The sequence below is a fragment of the Pseudomonas sp. AG1028 genome (assembly GCF_007993955.1).
In the GTDB taxonomy this organism is placed as follows: domain Bacteria; phylum Pseudomonadota; class Gammaproteobacteria; order Pseudomonadales; family Pseudomonadaceae; genus Aquipseudomonas; species Aquipseudomonas straminea.
Genome location: NZ_VIVP01000014.1, coordinates 134,475 through 152,338, shown reverse-complemented (window position 1 = coordinate 152,338; position 17,864 = coordinate 134,475). Strand labels below are relative to the sequence as shown.

11 protein-coding genes are annotated in these 17,864 nt (G+C 64.7%); 2 read left to right on the top strand and 9 right to left on the bottom strand.

Features of this window, described 5'->3' with window-relative positions; genetic code table 11:
• Window positions 1-855: 855 nt before the first annotated feature.
• Window positions 856-1,446 carry a LysE family translocator gene (locus FB481_RS21880; RefSeq protein WP_147177812.1) on the top strand — a complete coding sequence of 197 codons (591 nt, stop codon included), beginning with the start codon at window positions 856-858 and terminating at the stop codon, window positions 1,444-1,446.
• Window positions 1,447-2,056: 610 nt separating this feature from the next.
• Here the strand turns inward: FB481_RS21880 and FB481_RS21875 are convergent.
• The 8 genes from FB481_RS21875 to FB481_RS21840 all read right to left on the bottom strand — a co-directional run bounded on the left by FB481_RS21875 (window position 2,057) and on the right by FB481_RS21840 (window position 11,728).
• Entirely contained in the window at window positions 2,057-2,875 is an 819-nt protein-coding gene (locus FB481_RS21875; protein ID WP_147177802.1) for an AraC family transcriptional regulator, read from the bottom strand.
• 11 nt (window positions 2,876-2,886) lie between these two features.
• Entirely contained in the window at window positions 2,887-4,527 is a 1,641-nt protein-coding gene (locus FB481_RS21870; protein ID WP_147177800.1) for a BatD family protein, read from the bottom strand.
• Complete coding sequence (locus tag FB481_RS21865) at window positions 4,524-6,272, bottom strand: VWA domain-containing protein (RefSeq protein ID WP_147177798.1); 1,749 nt, start codon at window positions 6,270-6,272, stop codon at window positions 4,524-4,526. The genes FB481_RS21870 and FB481_RS21865 overlap by 4 nt, the downstream gene beginning before the upstream one ends.
• Window positions 6,269-7,300 carry a VWA domain-containing protein gene (locus FB481_RS21860; protein WP_147177796.1) on the bottom strand — a complete coding sequence of 344 codons (1,032 nt, stop codon included), beginning with the start codon at window positions 7,298-7,300 and terminating at the stop codon, window positions 6,269-6,271. The genes FB481_RS21865 and FB481_RS21860 overlap by 4 nt, the downstream gene beginning before the upstream one ends.
• On the bottom strand, window positions 7,293-7,787 hold the full coding sequence (locus FB481_RS21855) for a DUF4381 domain-containing protein (protein ID WP_147177794.1): 495 nt from the start codon (window positions 7,785-7,787) through the stop codon (window positions 7,293-7,295). The genes FB481_RS21860 and FB481_RS21855 overlap by 8 nt, the downstream gene beginning before the upstream one ends.
• Window positions 7,784-8,737, bottom strand: a complete 954-nt coding sequence (locus FB481_RS21850; protein ID WP_147177792.1) for a DUF58 domain-containing protein — start codon at window positions 8,735-8,737, stop codon at window positions 7,784-7,786. Before FB481_RS21850 ends, FB481_RS21855 begins: the two co-directional genes overlap by 4 nt.
• Window positions 8,737-9,696 (bottom strand): MoxR family ATPase, encoded by a 960-nt coding sequence (locus FB481_RS21845; RefSeq protein ID WP_013790950.1) that lies wholly within the window; start codon window positions 9,694-9,696, stop codon window positions 8,737-8,739. Before FB481_RS21845 ends, FB481_RS21850 begins: the two co-directional genes overlap by 1 nt.
• 148 nt (window positions 9,697-9,844) lie before the next feature.
• Window positions 9,845-11,728, bottom strand: a complete 1,884-nt coding sequence (locus FB481_RS21840; RefSeq protein WP_147177790.1) for a methyl-accepting chemotaxis protein — start codon at window positions 11,726-11,728, stop codon at window positions 9,845-9,847.
• Between the two features lie 283 nt (window positions 11,729-12,011).
• Between FB481_RS21840 and FB481_RS21835 the strand changes: the two genes are divergently transcribed.
• Window positions 12,012-16,880, top strand: coding sequence for an NAD-glutamate dehydrogenase (locus FB481_RS21835; RefSeq protein WP_147177788.1), 4,869 nt, complete (start codon window positions 12,012-12,014; stop codon window positions 16,878-16,880).
• Window positions 16,881-16,943: 63 nt separating this feature from the next.
• Here the strand turns inward: FB481_RS21835 and FB481_RS21830 are convergent, their stop codons facing one another.
• Window positions 16,944-17,705, bottom strand: a complete 762-nt coding sequence (locus tag FB481_RS21830; protein ID WP_147177786.1) for a hypothetical protein — start codon at window positions 17,703-17,705, stop codon at window positions 16,944-16,946.
• Window positions 17,706-17,864 lie beyond the last annotated feature (159 nt).

Genomic DNA, 17,864 nt, shown 5'->3' with positions numbered 1-17,864 from the left:
GATCAACAGCGATTCGTTTCATCACGACTCTCCCGCTCAAAAATCCTCGACACCTTGGTATAGAACTGTGGTGTGGGGAGAGTCCATTACAGCCTCCAGGTCCGTTTATCGAATAACTCCAACGAAGTCATGCCAAACATGTTTGACTCAGCCGACATAAAAGAAGCCCACAAGTATTCCATTCGGCACCGCGGCGAGCTCAAAGATAGCGAGACCTGCGGCTGCTTTTATTGCCTTGATATTTTTGACTACAAAAACATCGAAGACTGGATCGATGATGGAGATACTGCTTTATGCCCCAGTTGCGGAATTGATTCGGTAATTGGTCTGTTTCTGGGTTTCAGATTAACCGCGAATTTCTTTCTGCCATGAAGAAACATTGGTTCTAGCTATGGCGCAAAGCATAACAATTGTATATGGACTCTCCCCACAAGTAGTGAGCAAAGCTTTGCTTTTTGCACCTGTCGTCAGCGCGGTTGCATTCGTATATCCGGCCTGTTTTGGGCTATTGCGCCTTGGCCATTCTGTAGTTCGCGCAGCGGGGGCCAAGCGTTCAATCGATCCCTGGGATCATCATTGTTATCGGCCTTGCTCCGCTGCAGGACTCGCCTGTTCCGACAGTGCTGCTGCTCACCACAACCACTGGAAAAGGGCACAGATTTATGGCGCAGCGCCACTGGTCTAAAAATAAATCTGTCCTTATTTCAATCTTTCCCCTTATTTCGAGATGATCGCTAAATGAAAAACCGCGGCCTACCCGCGGTTTTTCCGTTTCAGATGATGCAAATTTTTTTCAATACGCCCGCATTGGCGCTGCGTAATGTGCCTCACTCGATCAGCAGTGAGGTAGGTGTGATGAAAAGTCTGTATCTGTCCATGGCGGCGTTCGCGCTGGCTGCTTCCATTTCACCCGGGCCGGTCAATCTGGTGTCGCTGAGCACGGGGGCTCGCCATGGCCTGCCGGTGGCCATGCGGCATGTCGCCGGGGCGACGCTGGGCTTTACGTTGCTGCTGGTTCTGATTGGCCTTGGGCTGCATCAGTTGCTGGTGCTGTTGCCCTGGCTGACGACGGCGATCCAGTGGGCTGGCGTGGCCTTTCTGCTGTATCTGGCCTGGCGGTTGGCGGTCGATAACGGCGCGTTGCACAGCGCTGAAGGCGGGCCAGTTGCGTCCTTTGCTGGCGGTGCGCTGATGCAGTGGCTTAACCCCAAGGCGTGGCTGGCAGCGATTGCCGGCACGGGTGCTTTTGCCGCCGATGGCGATGCGGGGCGGGTATGGCTGTTCGCGGCGATCTATTGCGTGGTCTGTTATTTGTCGCTGGCTTGCTGGGCTATTGCCGGGACTTGTTTGCAGCCGTACCTGCAGGCGCCGCAGCGGGTGCGGGTTTTCAATCGGGTGTTGGCGGGGTTGTTGGTGGCCAGTGCGGGGTATCTGGTATTGGCGTAAGCCGTTAGAACCTGGTCACGATCTTTATGCTCATGCAGAGGCAACTACAAGACAGAAGCTGACTTTCAGCGACCTCGTGGGAGCGGCTTTAGCCGCGAGTTCTTGCGATGCGAGAGCTGGGCATGCCAGCGTTTTCGCGTTGTTCATACGTTCGGTTCCGCTCTGTCGAGCGGGTTTCTTTTGGCATCGCCCCAAAAGAAACCAAAAGGTCTAGCCCCGACATACGGCCCCAGTTCGCTGGGGTTCCCTCGCTCCATCATTGTTCCGAGGGTCCGCCGCGAAGGGCCATCCTTGGCCCATCGCGGCTCTCGCGACATCCATGTCGCTCAACCCTCTCCACAACGACTCCGCTCGGCCTCCTGAAGGGGCGATTTGGTGTCACCTGCTAATTGTGTGGCATGAGGAGTACCAAAAAGGCAAAGCGGCCGACCTGCCACTTCCACCACTTATAGCTGTAAAAATCGGCGAGCCTGGGTTGAAAGATTATGAGCAGCTTCTTGGAGCGCCACAGAACCGTAGCCCGTGGTTGAGCGTAGCGATACCCGTGGGCATCTTCGCGGGTGATTCTTGGGTATCGCTGCGCTCAACGCCAGGCTACGGTTGCTTGTCACTAGCCGCGATACTGGCCGGGCGTGGCGGCGAGGAGTTGTTTGAAGGTGCGCTGGAAGTGCGCCTGGTCGGCGAAGCCGGCTTCCTGGGCGACTTCGGCCAGGGCCGCGCCGCTTTTCAGGCGGGCGTGGGCGAACTGGATGCGGCGGTTGAGCAGGTAGGCGTGGGGCGTCAGGCCGTAGCGCTGCTTGAAGCCGCGAATCAATTGAGATGACGACAGCTGCGCCGCTTCGCACAGGGTATCGAGGCGCAACGGCTCGCCGCAGTGCTGCTCGATCAGCTCGGCGGCCAGTTCCAGGCGCGGGTTCAGGCTGTCGTCACGCTCGCCTTCAAGTACCAGCCGCTGCAGCGCCAGGCCGAAGAATGCCTCGGCCTCGGCGCGCTTGTCGGCGATGCTGGCCGATGGATCGAGCAGGCTGCGCCGCAATGCCAGCAGGCCCTGATACAGCTCGGCATCGTCGCTGGCGATGGAGGCGAAGCGCTGGAACGCGGGTACGTCGGTAAAGCCCTGGGCATGCTGCAACTCGCCCAGCCAGTGCGGGTCGACGTAGCACATCAGGTACGACCAGGGCTCGCCGTCAATGGGGTTGCAGGCGTGCACGTCGCTGGGGTTCATCAGCACCACCGTGCCCTGGCTCACCTGGCGATCCACCTCGCGGTTGCTGAAGGTGCTTTGGCCGCTGGTGATCGCGCCGATGGAAAAGAACGCGTGGCTGTGCCGTCCGTAGCAGACCTGGCGGCCATCCTCGATGGAGCGCAGCTCGATAAAGGGCAGGGCGGCGTCGCGCCAGAAGTGGGGGCAAGCGGGGCGAGCGTCCATGCAGTCTCCGTTCAGCGCGGGTAGAGCGGCGGCAGCTGACCACCGTCCTGGCCGTTGTCCTGGTTTTTTTCCGCCGCCGGCAGTTCGCCGATGGCCTGCCACAGCTGCTTGCCTTGCCAATGCTGGCCGGCTTCGCTGTACAGCGCGCCGTTAAGGCCGTCCAGCGCTTCGGACAGCGGCGCGAAGCGAGCGGCCATGTCGGCCAGGGTTTCCGGTTGCTGGCGTGCCCAGGCGTCGAGGGCCTGGCGGGTGGCCTGGCTGTCGTTGGCCAGGCAGGCGCGCTTGAGGTCGTCAAGCAGGGTGCGCGGGCTGGGGCCGACTTGGGCGCTGCGTTGCACGGCCGGCTGGCTGCGCGCGTGCCACCAGAGGCCGAAGCCGAGCAGGGTGGTCAGCGCCAACAGCATGGTGCTCAGCTGCCAGGGCCACAGCAATACGTCGCTGGCGGCGCCCTCGCGCGGGCGGGTTTCCACCGGCTGCTCGACGCTCAGTGCCGGGTCGGCGGCCACTTTCAGGGTGCGCGCCGGCAAACTGCTGTGCTCCAGGCGATCCTCGTGGGTGTTCCACCACACCACGTCCACCGCCGGCAGCTCCAGAGTGCCGGCATTGCTGGCGACCAGCGCCTCGCGCTCTTCACGGCTGCCGATAACGCCGCGCTCGCTGCTCTCGTTGGTCAGCTGCGGCTGATCAGGGTAACGGCGCAGGCCTTCCATCTCGGTTGCCGGCAATGGCGGCAGCTGGGCGCTGGACAGCCCGTCGGCCTTGAGCATCAGGCTGCGCGTCAGCGAATCACCGACCTTGATTTCGCCCGGCTCTGGGCTCCAGGCCTCGGCCAGGCTCAGGGCACGGGCCGGCAGCCAGGGCGCATCGGCCGGGTAGTCGGCCGGCTTGGCCTTCACGGTAAGCGGAATCTCCGGTGAGCGCACCCGGGTGACCTTACCCGGGCGCGGGCCGAACGGCGTGTAGCCGTTGCGGCTGCTGCGGTCGGCAAGGGTAGCGCTGAACACCTGGCTGGGGATGGCCAGCTGGCCGCTTTTCTGCGGGAAGATGGCGTAGCGCAGCTCGATCACGCCGTGGCGCACGCCGCCGATGTCCTGCTCGTAGGTGCGCGGCTCGCCGAGGGATTCGACCCGCGCATCGGGGATTTCCAGCTGTGTGAGGCTGCTGTCGTCGTACAGCGACACCGAGTGGTAGATGCGCAGGGTCAGTACGCTCTGCGCCTGCACGTAGACGCTCTCGTGATCCAGGCTGGCGTCGATGAATATCGGCGCCATCTGCTCGTCGCTGTTCTGGCTGGTGGCCTCTACCACATGCAGGCTGACCGGCTGGCTCTGGGCGTCGCCCAGGCGCAGCGGCGGAATCACCACGAAGCCGCTGTGGCGCGGTTTGAGGGTGACGATCCAGCGGGTGCTGGCGCGCGCCTTGCCTTCCAGGCTGGTCAGGCGGTTGACCTGGCGGGTGCCGAGCACGTCGAACAGCTCGTTGAGCGGGGTCAGGTCGGGTTTGCCGAATTCGGTGGCGTCCGTCGATTCGAGGGTCAGGTCGAGGCTTTCGCCCAGGTTCAGCCGGCTGCGGTCGACGCTGGCGGTAAACTCCTGCGCGCTGGCCTGCCATGCCAGCAAACAGAAGAGCAGGGTGCAGAGCAGGCGGGTCATCGGGCTTGTTCCTGACGCTGTTGCTGTTCGTACCAGAATTTGCGGCGCAGCAATTCGCCCGGGTCATCGGGAATTTGCCGCAGCCATTGTTCCAGAGCCTGGCGCCGCTCGCCATCGAGCGGCGTATCGGCTTCGGGGGCTGCTTTTTCAGACGGCGCGTTCTGCGTCGGCTCGGCCTTGTCTGCAGGTGCACCTTCGCCGGTCGGGTTCGGCTGCGGCTGTTCCTGGGCAGGCGGCCGCTGCTCCTGGGCGGTCGCTGGCTGACCCTGGCCTCTCTGCTCGTCTTCGCTGGCGGCCGAGGATTGGCCGGGCGGTTGCTGCTCATCCGGCTTGTCGTCGGGCTGCGGGTCTTCGCCTTCGTCCGGTTGCTCGGCCTGCTTTTGGCGCTGACGCAGCAGTTCCTCGACCAGGGCCTTGTTCTTCGCGGCCTGCTGCAACTGCGGATCGATTTCCAGGGCGCGGTCGTAGGCGTCGATGGCCGCTTCCAGCTCGTTGCTGCGCGCCAGGGCGTTACCGCGGTTGTAGAGCGACGGTGCGCTGTCGTCCTTGGCGAACTGTTCGGCGGCCGCTGCGTAATCGCCGGCCTGGTAGAGTGCCATGCCGCGCCAGTGCGGGTCCTCGAAGCGCTCGGCAGCTTCCTTGGGGCGGCCGGCGTCGAGCAGACGCTGGCCCTGCTGGTCGGCGCGCAGCCAGAGGTCGTCGAAGCTCATCGCCATGCCGGTTTGCGGAGTGCCGAGCAACAGCAGCGGCAGGCACAGCAGCCAACCGCGGCGGCCGGCGCAGGCGGCCAGCAGCAACAGCGGCAATAGCAGCCAGTAACCCTGGTCGGCCCAGCTGCGCAGTTGGGTCTTGTGGCCGTTGTCGCGCAGCGCCTTGGGACCGTCGAGCAGTCCCAGGCTGCGCAGGTCGCGGTCATCGAGGCTGATGCTGCGGTACTGGGCGCCGGTATCCCTGGCGAACTGCCGCAAACCACTAACATCCAGGCGCGGTATGAGGATGGCGCCTCGCTCGTCCTTCATGAAGGTGCCGTCTTCCTGCATGATCGGCGCGCCCTCGCTGCTGCCCACGCCGAGAATGCGTAGATTTTTGCCGCGGTTGCCGAGCAGTTTGGCGATGGCGCTGAACTCGCCTTCGTCCAGGCCGCTGGTGATCAGCAGCAGGCGGCCCTGGCCCTGTGCGCCGTTCTTGAGCAGCTCTAGCGCCCTTGCCACCGCCAGGTCGGCGCGCTTGCCGGGCTCGGGCATGATCGACGGTTTGAGGGCTTCGAGCAGGTTGCGGCTGGTGCCTAGGTCATCGGACAGCGGCACCAGGGTGTGGGCGCTGCCGGCGTATACCACGATGGCGGTCTGCGCGTCACCGCGCGCCTTCAGCAGGTCGAGCAACTTGCGACGGGCCTGGGCCAGGCGGTTGGGCGAGGCGTCGCCGGCGAGCATCTGCGGGGTCAGCTCGAGCATCACCACCAGCGGGTCGGCCGGCTTGGCATCGTTCTGTTCGATGCGCTGCCAACTCGGGCCGACCAGCGCCAGGGTGGTCAGCAGCCAGGCCAGTACCAGAATGATCAGCGGCAGGCGGCTGCGCCGGCCGCGGCCGCCGCGCAGCAGGGCAGCGTGAAAGGCCGCCGGCAGCAGGGCCTGCCAGCGGCCGCTGCGGGTTTCCCGGTGCGCCAGCAACCACAGCAGCCAGGCCAGCACGGGCAACGCCAGCAGCCACCAGGGGCGCAGCAGGTGGGGCAGATAGTCGCTCATGGTGTCTTGCGCCCCACACGTTGTGCGGCGCTCAAGGCCTGCTGGCGCAGTTGAGGCCACAGGCAGCGGAACACCAGCAGCAGGCTCAGCAGCAACGCGGCGGCCAGCGGCCAGGCGTACAGCGCCTGGGCCGGGCGCGCCAGTGTCGGTTGCTGGGCCACCGGCTCCAGGCGGTCGAGGGTCGCTTCGATGTGCTGCAGCTCGCGCTGATCACGGGCGCGGAAGTATTCACCGCCGGTCAGTTCAGCGATGGCGCGCAGGCTCGGCTCGTCCAGGTCCAGGCTCGGGTTCATGCCGAAGGCAGCGAAGTTGCCACCCTGCTGCGGGTCGGAGCCGATGCCGATTGGGTAGATGGTCACGCCTTCCTCGGCGGCCAGGCGGGCGGCGGTCATCGGTTCGATCTGCCCGCCATTGTTGGCGCCGTCGGTGATCAGCACCAGTACGCGGCTGTCGGCGGGGCGCTGACGCAGGCGTTTGACCGCCAGGCCGATGGCGTCGCCGAGGGCGGTGTTCTGCCCGGCGATGCCGATCACCGCTTCGTCGAGCCAGGTGCGCACGGTCTGCCGGTCGAAGGTCAGCGGCGCCTGCAGGTACGCCTGGCTGCCGAACAGGATCAGCCCGACGCGGTCGCCGGTGCGGCCGTCGATGAACTCGCCGATCAGCTGCTTGACCAGCGTCAGACGGCTGACGTCCTCTTCGCCCAGGCGCATGTCGGCGTAATCCATGGAGCCGGAAACGTCCACGGCGATCAGCAGGTCGCGGCCACTGGCCGGCAGTGGCAGGGGCTCGCCGACCCATTCCGGACGGGCCGCAGCGATCAGCAGGAGCAACCAGAGCAGGGCGAAGTGCACCTGTTTCTTCCAGGGCGGCAGCTGCAGGCGGGCGCGGCGCCCGGAGAGATTTTCCAGTTCGCCGAGAAAACTCACCTTCAGCGCCGCTTCGCCGCTGTCGGCGGCCGGCAGCCACAGGCGCAGCAGCCAGGGCAGCGGCGCGAGCAGAAAGATCCACGGCCAGGCGAACTCAAACATGCTTGCGGATCCAGGTGGCGACCGCCTGGTGCAGGCCCTCGATGGCCTTGTCATCCAGGGTGCAATGCGGCTTGTAGGTGCCCTCGACGAGGATCATCCAGCGCGTCAGGCCGGCGGCCGGGCAGCGGTTATCGAGAAACGCCAGCCAGGCGCGGCTGCTCAGGGTATGGCTGTGGCTGTCCGGGTAACGCTCTCGGCACAGGCGCTTGAGCAGCCCGTTTAGCTGCTGCAGCCAGGGGCCGGCCGGGGCGCCGTCATAGGGTTTGCTCAGGCGTTGCAGCTCCTGCAGGGCTGCCTCACGCATCGGATCCAAAGGCTGTTCGACAGCTTGCTTGCGGCGTGGCCGTGGCAACCGCGGCACCAGGCGCCAGGCGCCCCACAGCAGCACCGGGAGCAGGGCGGCGAGCAGCCACCAGCCGGGCGCCGGTGGCCACCAGTTGATGGCGGCCGGGGCGATTAGCGGTTCGAGCTGGTCCAGCGGGTTCATGCGGACCTGCCGGGGCGCAGGTTGTTGAGGTGCTCGTGCAACTGCTCGACCAACTCCTGGCCGGTGGACAGCGACAGCAGCGGCACGCCGAGCTTGTTGGCCAGGCGCTGCCAGCGGGCGCGGCGCGCCTGGGCCTGGTCGCGGTAGCTTTGTTGCAGGTTGGCGTCTTCGGTATCCACATCCAGCTGGGCGTCGCCTTCGCCGAAGCGCAGCAGGCCGGAGGCGGGCAGGGCGTGGTCGAGCGGGTCGGAAACTGGTAGCAGCAATAGGTCGGTGTGGCGGGCCAAGAGCATCAGCTGCTGTTCGCTGCTGTCGCCCAGGGTGCGTTCGTCGCAGAGGATCACCACCAGGCTCCCGGGGCGCAGCACTTCCCGGGCTCGGCGCAGGGCCTGGCCGAAGCTGTCGCGCACCAGCGGCGTGTCGGCGGACAGCGCCTGGTTGGCGCGTGCCAGGCGGCTGAGCAGTTGCAGCAGGCTTTGCTTGCTGCGCCGCGGTTTGATTTCGTGGTGGTCCTGGCCGCCGAAGACCAGCCCGCCGATGCGGTCGTTGTGGCCCAGAGCGGCCCAGCCGATCAGCCCGGCCGCGCGGGCGGCGAGCACCGACTTGAACATCAGGCCCGAGCCGAAGAACAGCTGGCGGCTCTGCTCGACTAGCAGGTAGATGGGGCGCTCGCGTTCCTCGTGAAACAGCTTGGTGTGCGGCTCCTGGGTGCGTGCCGTGACGCGCCAGTCGATGGTGCGCACGTCGTCGCCCGGCTGGTAGACGCGCACCTGGTCGAAGTCGACACCGCGGCCACGCAGCTTGGAGTGGTGCAGGCCGATCAGCGGGCTGCGACGGCCCGGTGTGGAGAACAGCTGCACCTCGCGCACCCGGTGGCGCATGTCGATCAGTTGCTTGAGATCGGTACGGATGCCCGCCTGCAGCTCAGGGTTATCCGCATGCGAAAGCATCAGGCTACCGCGACCACGTCGAGAATGCGCTGGACCACGCGGTCCTGGTCGATGCCCGAGGCCTCGGCTTCGAACGACAGGATGATGCGGTGGCGCAATACGTCGAACAGCACGGCCTGGATGTCCTCGGGGCTGACGAAGTCGCGGCCGGCCAGCCAGGCGTGGGCCCGCGCACAGCGGTCCAAGGCGATGGAGCCGCGCGGGCTGGAGCCGTGGGCGATCCATTCGGCCAGCTCGGCGTCGAACTTTCCGGGGGTGCGCGAGGCCATCACCAGTTGCACCAGGTATTCCTCCACCGCATCGGCCATATAGAGGCCGAGGATTTCCTTGCGGGCGGAGAAGATCGCCTGCTGGCTGAGGCGGTGATCGGGTTTGGTCTCGCCGTGCAGCGCTTCGCCGCGGGCCTGGGCGAGGATCTTGCGTTCCACGCTGGCGTCGGGGAAGCCGATCTTCACGTGCATCAGGAAGCGGTCGAGCTGGGCTTCGGGCAGCGGGTAGGTGCCTTCCTGTTCGATGGGGTTCTGGGTGGCCATTACCAGGAACAGCGGCGACAGGTCGTAGGTGCTGCGGCCCACCGATACCTGGCGCTCGGCCATGGCTTCGAGCAGTGCCGACTGCACCTTGGCTGGCGCGCGGTTGATCTCGTCGGCGAGTACCAGGTTATGGAAGATCGGCCCTTGCTGGAACACGAAACTGCCGGTTTCCGGGCGATAGATCTCGGTGCCGGTGATGTCGGCGGGCAGCAGGTCGGGGGTGAACTGGATGCGGTGGAATTCGGCTTCGATGCCTTCGGCCAGTTCCTTGATCGCCTTGGTCTTGGCCAGGCCGGGAGCGCCTTCGACCAGCATGTGGCCGTCGGCGAGCAGGGCGATCAGCAGGCGATCGATGAGCTTTTCCTGACCGAGGATCTGGCTGGCGAGAAAGTGGCGAAGAGCGAGCAGCGCGTCTCTGTGTTCCATGGGGCTGTCCAGATGCGAATCGCGAGCGACGAACCCCGCTCGTCAGGGCCGCCCATGATAATCGAAGGCAGGGGCGTAAGCCATGCGGGGCTGCCCGGCCTGTGACCGGGTTGCCAGCCGGCCAGCGCCGCGCGCGGCCGGCACTGCCTCAGACGATACGGAACTGGCCGGCACTGTGGTTGAGCGCCTCGACCTGGCGCGACAGGCCCTGGGTGTGTTCGTCCAGGCTCAGGCGCAGGGTCTTGGTCTTGCCGGTGTGCAGGTTGATGTCCTCGACCTTGGCGGCGATTTCCTCGGTGGTGCAGGAAATCTGCTCGATGGCCACCACCACCTGGCTCATCTCGGCGCTCAGGTGCTCCATGGAGCCGGTGATGCCGTCGATGGCCTGGGCCACTTCGCCGGAGCTGCGCTCGCCCTGGGTGGCGAGGTTCAGGCCGCTGGTCATCAGTTGGTCCATCTGCTGGGTCTGCTCGCGCAACTCGTTGACGATCACCGCGATATCGGTGGTGGCCGCCACCGTCTTCTGGGCCAGGGAACGCACTTCATCGGCGACCACCGAGAAGCCGCGGCCGGCCTCGCCAGCACGGGCTGCTTCGATGGCGGCGTTGAGCGCCAGCAGGTTGGTCTGGTCGGCCAGGCCGTTGATCACGTCGATGATGCTGGTGACCTTGGTGCTCGACTGGGTAAGGGCGCTGACCTGGGCGTGGGTGTCCTGGATCAGCTGCGAGAGGCGGCGCATGTTGTCGGCGCTGGCATTGATCACCGAAGCGCCGTCGCGCGCCGACTGGTAGGCGGCCTGGGTGGCGTTGCCGACATCGGTGGTGCGCTGGGCCATTTCATTGACCGTGGCGGAGATCTGCTGAGAGGCCGAGGCGGCCTGTTCGGTCTGCATCTCCACCTGGGTGCTGTTTTCCTCGAGGCGACGCATGGCGTCGTTGAGGTAGTGGTGTAACTGGTTGAGTTCCTTGTTGCCGTCCAGCACCTGGCGAATCACCCCGGCGATGCCCTGGGTCATCTGGTTCGAGGCGCTGCCGAGCTGGTTGAATTCGTCGCGGTGGTTTGCGCCGACGTCGATCCGCGCAGTCAGGTTGCCCGCCGCGACCTGGGCGAGCAGGCGGTTGACCCGGTCCAGCTGCGCCATCAGCAGGCGCGAGGCGCGGCCCAGGGTCAGTAGCATGAAGGCCGAGACCAGCACGAAGGTCAGGCCCATCATCCAGCGTGCGGTGCTGCGCGCCTGCTCGGCCTGTCGGGTGGCGCCCGTCAGCACGGTGTCCTGCAGGTGCTTGTTCTGCGCCTCAATGCTGGCCTCGATCTGCTGGCCCTGCTGCTGCAGCTGTTTCTCGCTGGCCACGATCTGCTGGATCAGCGTATCGGCTGCGGTGAAGTTGTCGGTGAAGGCGCTGGATGCTTTGCCCACCCGGCTTTCTTGCCATTCCAGATCGACGATCTGCGCCTGCAATTTGCCCAGTGCCGCACGCACGCCGTCGGCGTATTTGGCATCGAAGGTGGACAGGTAATCACGCTGGTTGCTCAGCGCCTCGGCAATCGATGCCTGGATCAGGCTGATGCTGACCCGCTCCAGCTCCTTGCCGCTTTCCGCCAGCTTGGCGCGCAGGCCGATAAAGGGCGTCAGGCCCAGTGCGTGGGACTGCTTGAGCCAGTTCTGCTGCACGGCGATGTCCTGTTGCAAAAGCTCATCCAGGCGCCGGGAGCTGTCGAGCAGGGTGGCATCGTCGAGCAATTCTGCGCGCTGTACGTATTGGCGGGATAGATCGCCGAGCGCGGTCAGTGCGGTCTGGAACTCGGCTTCGCCATCGGGGGTGAGCTGGCGGCGTTCGGCGTTCAGCTTCAGCCACTGATTCATCAGCGTGGCTGAATCGCCTGCGTAGGCGGTGGCGCGTTCGCGGGCCTGCAGGGCGTTGTCGAGGGTCTGGCTGGCCCAGAACGAAGCCGCCGTCATCAGCGCCAGGCTGGACAGGGTGATAAGGATAAGAAGGCGAAACTTCTGTTTCCAGGAAAGGAACAGTGACATGGCGGGTGTCCAGGTTGGCTTTATTTTTATTGACGCCAGACTTTAGGCGTTGTGCCAGCACAGCGCAAGAGGGTTGTACGATGTCTGCTATGGGGCGGGCAGCGTGAACGAAAATGTCGCTGCACCGCAAGCGTGCACTGCCACCGCCTCGTTAAGCTCGTGCGGCGCCTGTGACCGGCGCGTCATTTGTACAACGGGTAGCGTTTGCAGGTAGCCGGTCTAAGGTTGAACTACGTACGGAAACAACAATCGCACCTACCAAGCCTACAGACGGAGTACAAGCATGGCGTTCTTCACCGCGGCCAGCAAAGCCGACTTCCAGCATCAACTGCAAGCGGCCCTGGCGCAGCACGTCAGCGAGCAGGACCTGCCACAAGTGGCCCTGTTCGCTGAACAGTTCTTTGGCATCATCGCACTCGAAGAACTGACGCAGCGGCGACTGTCCGACCTCGTTGGTTGCACCCTCTCGGCCTGGCGCCTGCTGGCCCAGTTCGACCCGAGCCAGCCGCAGGTCCGCGTCTTCAACCCCGATTATGAAAAGCACGGCTGGCAGAGCACTCACACCGGCATCGAGGTGCTGCATCCGGACATTCCGTTCCTGGTCGATTCCGTACGTATCGAACTCAAGCGCCGCGGCTACAGCATTCATACCCTGCAGAACAGCGTGCTCAGCGTGCGCCGCGATGCCCAGGGCGCGCTGCTCGAACTGCTGCCCAAAGGCAGCACGGGCGAGGGCGTCAGCCTCGAATCGCTGATGTTCCTGGAGATCAACCGCTGCGCCAGCAACGCCGAGATCAAGTCGCTGCAGAAGACCCTGCTCGAAGTGCTCGAGGAAGTGCGCCTGAGCGTCGCCGACTTCCAGCCGATGAAGGCTAAGGCCCAGGAACTGCTGGGCAAGCTCGGTGACGGCAGCTTCGGCCACGGCGCCATCGACCCGGCCGAAGTGGAAGAGATCAAAGTGTTTCTTTCCTGGTTGCAGGACAACCACTTCACCTTCCTTGGCTACGAAGAATTCACCGTTCACGACGCGGCCGACGGCGGCCACCTGCAGTACGACGAAAGCTCCCTATTGGGGCTGTCCAAACGCCTGCGCAGCGGCCTGAGCCAGGACGAGCTGCACATCGAACCCTACGCGCTGGCCTACCTGCGCGAGCCGACCCTGCTGTCGTTCGCCAAGGCCGCGCAGCCGAGCCGCGTGCATCGCCCGGCTTACCCTGATTTCGTCTCCATCCGCGAAATCGATGCCTCCGGCAAGGTGGTCAAGGAGTGCCGCTTCCTCGGCATCTACACTTCGACCGCCTACAGCGAGAGCGTGCGCGAGATTCCCTACATCCGCCGCAAGGTCGCCGAGGTCGAGAAACGCTCCGGCTTCATCTCCCAGGGCCACCTGAGCAAGGAGCTGGTCAAGGTTCTCGAAGTGCTGCCGCGCGACGACCTGTTCCAGACGCCGGTCGACGAGCTGGCCAGCACGGCGCTGTCGATCGTGCAGATTCAGGAGCGCAACAAGGTCCGCCTGTTCCTGCGCTTCGACCCCTACGGGCGTTTCGTCTATGCGCTGGCGTATGTGCCGCGCGACATCTATTCCACCGAAACCCGCCTGCGCATCCAGCAGGTGCTGGTCGATCGCCTGCAGGCCAGCGATTGCGAGTTCTGGACCTACTTCTCCGAATCCGTGCTGGCCCGCGTGCAGTTCATCCTGCGCGTGGATCCTAAGAACAAGCTGGACATCGACCCGCAGCAGCTCGAGCGCGAAGTCGTTCAGGCCTGCCGTTCCTGGACCGATGACTACGCCGCCCTGGCCGTGGAGAACTTCGGCGAAGCCAAGGGCACCCGCGTGCTCACCGACTTCCCGAAAAGCTTCCCGGCCGGCTACCGCGAGCGCTTCGCGCCGCACTCGGCGGTGGTCGACATGCAGCACCTGCGCAGCCTCTCCGAGGATCGCCCGCTGGTCATGAGCTTCTACCAGCCGCTGGTGCCCGGTGAGCGTCAGCTGCACTGCAAGCTGTACCACGCCGACACGCCGCTGGCGCTGTCCGACGTGCTGCCGGTGCTGGAGAACCTCGGCCTGCGCGTGCTGGGCGAGTTCCCGTATCGCCTGCAGCACCAGAGCGGCCGCGAGTTCTGGATTCACGATTTCGCCTTCACCTACGCCGAAGGTGTCAATCTCGATATCCAGCAGCTCAACGACACCCTGCAGGACGCCTTCGTGCATATCGTGCGCGGCGACGCCGAGAACGACTCCTTCAACCGTCTTGTGCTGACCGCCGGTCTGGCTTGGCGTGACGTGGCGCTGCTACGTGCCTATGCCCGCTACCTCAAGCAGATTCGTCTGGGCTTCGACCTGGGTTACATCGCCAACACGCTGCTCAACCATGCCGACATCGCCCGCGAGCTGGTGCGCCTGTTCCGCACACGCTTCTATCTGGCCCGCAAGCTCAGCGCCAATGACCTTAACGATAAGCAGCAGAAGCTCGAGCAGGCCATTCTCGGCGCTCTGGACAACGTCGCGGTGCTCAACGAAGACCGCATCCTGCGTCGCTATCTGGACCTGATCAAAGCCACCCTGCGCACCAACTTCTACCAGCCGGACGCCCTGGGCGAGGTGAAGAGTTACTTCAGCTTCAAGTTCAACCCCAGCGCGATTCCCGAGCTGCCACGGCCAGTGCCGAAGTTCGAGATATTCGTCTACTCGCCGCGCGTCGAGGGCGTGCACCTGCGCTTCGGCAACGTGGCCCGTGGTGGCCTGCGCTGGTCGGACCGTGAAGAGGACTTCCGTACCGAAGTGCTCGGCCTGGTCAAGGCCCAGCAGGTCAAGAACGCGGTGATCGTGCCGGTCGGCGCCAAGGGCGGTTTCGTGCCGCGTCGCCTGCCGCTGGGTGGCAGCCGTGACGAGATTCAGGCCGAGGCCATCGCCTGCTATCGCATCTTCATCAGCGGCCTGCTGGACATCACCGACAACCTGAAAGAAGGCGAAGTCGCGCCTCCTGCCAACGTGGTACGCCATGACGGCGATGATCCTTATCTGGTCGTCGCCGCCGACAAGGGCACCGCGACCTTCTCCGACATCGCCAACGGCATCGCCAACGAATACGGTTTCTGGCTGGGCGACGCCTTCGCTTCTGGCGGTTCGGCCGGCTATGACCACAAGGGCATGGGCATCACCGCCAAGGGCGGCTGGGTCTCGGTGCAGCGTCACTTCCGTGAACGCGGCATCGATGTACAGAAGGACCTGACCACCGTGATCGGCATCGGCGATATGGCCGGTGACGTGTTCGGCAACGGCCTGCTGCTGTCCGAATCGCTGCAACTGGTGGCGGCTTTCAACCACCTGCACATCTTCATCGACCCCAACCCGGATGCGGCGCGCAGCTTCGCCGAGCGCAAGCGTCTGTTCGACCTGCCGCGTTCGAGCTGGTCCGACTACGATGCCTCTCTGATTTCTCAGGGCGGCGGCATCTTCCTGCGCAGCGCCAAGAGCATCGCCATCAGCCCGGAGATGAAGGCACGCTTCGATATCCAGGCTGACAAGCTGGCGCCGACCGAGCTGCTCAACGCACTGCTCAAGGCACCGGTGGATCTGATCTGGAACGGCGGTATCGGCACCTACGTCAAGTCCAGCCGCGAAACCCATGCCGACGTCGGCGACAAGGCCAACGACCTGTTGCGCGTCGACGGCCGCGAACTGCGCGCCAAGGTGGTGGGCGAGGGCGGCAACCTGGGCATGACCCAGCTCGGTCGCGTCGAGTACGGCCTGGGTGGCGGTGCCAGCAACACCGACTTCATCGACAACGCCGGTGGTGTGGACTGTTCCGACCACGAGGTGAACATCAAGATCCTGCTCAACGAGATCGTCACCGCCGGCGACATGACCGGTAAGCAGCGCAACACGCTGCTGGCCGAAATGACCGAGGACGTGGGCAATCTGGTGCTCGGCAACAACTACAAGCAGACCCAGGCACTGTCGCTGGCCGAGCGCCGCGCCCGCGAACGTCAGGGTGAATACAAGCGCCTGATGGCCGCGCTGGAAGCCTCCGGCAAGCTGGATCGCGCTCTGGAATTCCTGCCTAGCGAGGAGGAACTCAACGAACGCGCGACCAAGGGCCAGGGTCTGACCCGTCCCGAGCTGTCGGTGCTGATTTCCTACAGCAAGATCGAGCTGCAGGAAGCGCTGATCAAATCCGATATCGTCGATGACGAGTACCTGTCGCGGGAGATGGAAACCGCCTTTCCGGCGCGCCTGGCGCAGGAATACGGCGAGGCCATGCGCCGTCACCGCCTCAAGCGCGAGATCGTCAGCACGCAGATCGCCAACGATCTGGTCAACCACATGGGCATCACCTTCGTGCAGCGCCTGAAGGAGTCCACCGGGGTCGGTTCGGCGCAGGTTGCCGCGGCGTATGTGGTGGTGCGTGACGTCTTCCACCTGCCGTTCTGGTGGCGCCAGATCGAGGCTCTGGACAACCAGGTGCCGGCCGATCTGCAGTTGACCATGATGGACGAGTTGATGCGCCTGGGCCGCCGCGCCACGCGCTGGTACCTGCGCAGCCGCCGCAACGACCTGGATGCCGCCCGTGACGTGGCGCACCTCGGTCCGCGGGTCAAGGCACTGGCCATGCGTCTGGATGAGCTGCTGGAAGGCCCGGCCCGCGACGAGTGGATGGCGCGCTACCAGACCTACGTCGAGGCTGGCGTACCGGAGCTGCTGTCCCGCGTTGTGGCAGGCACCGGCCATCTGTACACGCTGCTGCCGATCATCGAGTCGGCGGACCTCACCGGCCACGAGCCGACCGAGGTGGCCTCGGCCTACTTTGCCGTGTCCGATGCCCTGGACCTGTCGTGGTACCTGCAGCAGATCAGCAGTCTGAGCGTGGAAAGCAATTGGCAGGCCCTGGCCCGCGAAGCCTTCCGCGACGACCTGGACGCACAGCAACGCGCCATTACCGTCTCGGTGTTGCAACTGGCCAACGGGCCGGAGTCGATCGAGGCGCGGGTCGAGCTGTGGATCGAGCAGAACCGCCGATTGGTCGACCGCTGGAAGGCCATGCTCGCCGAGCTTCACGCGGCAACTGGCAGCGATTACGCCATGTACGCGGTGGCCAACCGCGAGCTGGGTGACCTGGCGCAAAGCCAGCCGCCGGTGCTGCCAAGCTGAGCTGAGTTAGCGCTGAAATGAAAACGCCCCGACTGGTTTGGGGCGTTTTTCATTGTGCGGCGTTTATCGCTGTTCGGTACGAATCGCCATGGGCGCAGAGCGCTGCTGCTGCGCCCAGATGGCAAAGCAGACAAGCACAGCCAGGGTTGCGAATAGCACAGCCGAGGAGCCTACGGTGCCGAGGTCCAGCCCACCCTTTTCGGTGCTCTTGGTCAGTACGTCACCCAAAGTGGCGCCAAACGGCCGCGTCAGCACAAAGGCGATCCAGAACAGGGCCACTCGCGACAGTTGCGTGCGGTAGTAGGCCACTGCTACCACAGCCAGCAGGCTGCCGATCAGCAGGGCGCCGCCGGCGAAACCCAGGCCCGAATCATCGGCCAGGTAGTCGCCCAGCGCCGTGCCCAGGGTGTTGGAAACCAGAATCGCCGCCCAGTAGAACAGCTCGGCACGCCGCGAAACGATATGTTCGACTGACAGGGATTTCTCGCTAAGGCGCCAGACCAGCAAGACGCTGACCAGCATGGCGACGAGAATCAGCGAGCCGCTGGCGTAGCCGAGGCCGAGGGTGCGGTCCATGAAGTCCGACATGGTGGTGCCGGCCGTGCTGGTCATCAGGATGACGGTCCAGTAGAGCGCTGGTGTGTAACGGCGGCTGCTCAGCTGGCCGAGCAGGGAGAGGATGAACAGGCTGATGAGCAGCAGGGAGCTCAGCGCATAGCCAATGTTGAGCGTTATGGACAGCAGGTCGCCTGCCGTCTCGCCAAGGGTCGTGGCGCAAATCTTCATGACCCAGAATGCCAGGGTGATCTGTGGGAGCTTGTTCATAGCGGCCTCGCTCGGTCCGAGGGATTCGGACATGGGGCCACTGTGCTGGGGGCTAAGTCATGCGCGTGTCAAAAAACAATAAAAATTGCGTGAAGTGCTAGGTCGCCGGATATTCCCGGCGACCATCCTGATCTGTAGTGGCCGTACTGACAGCGTGGG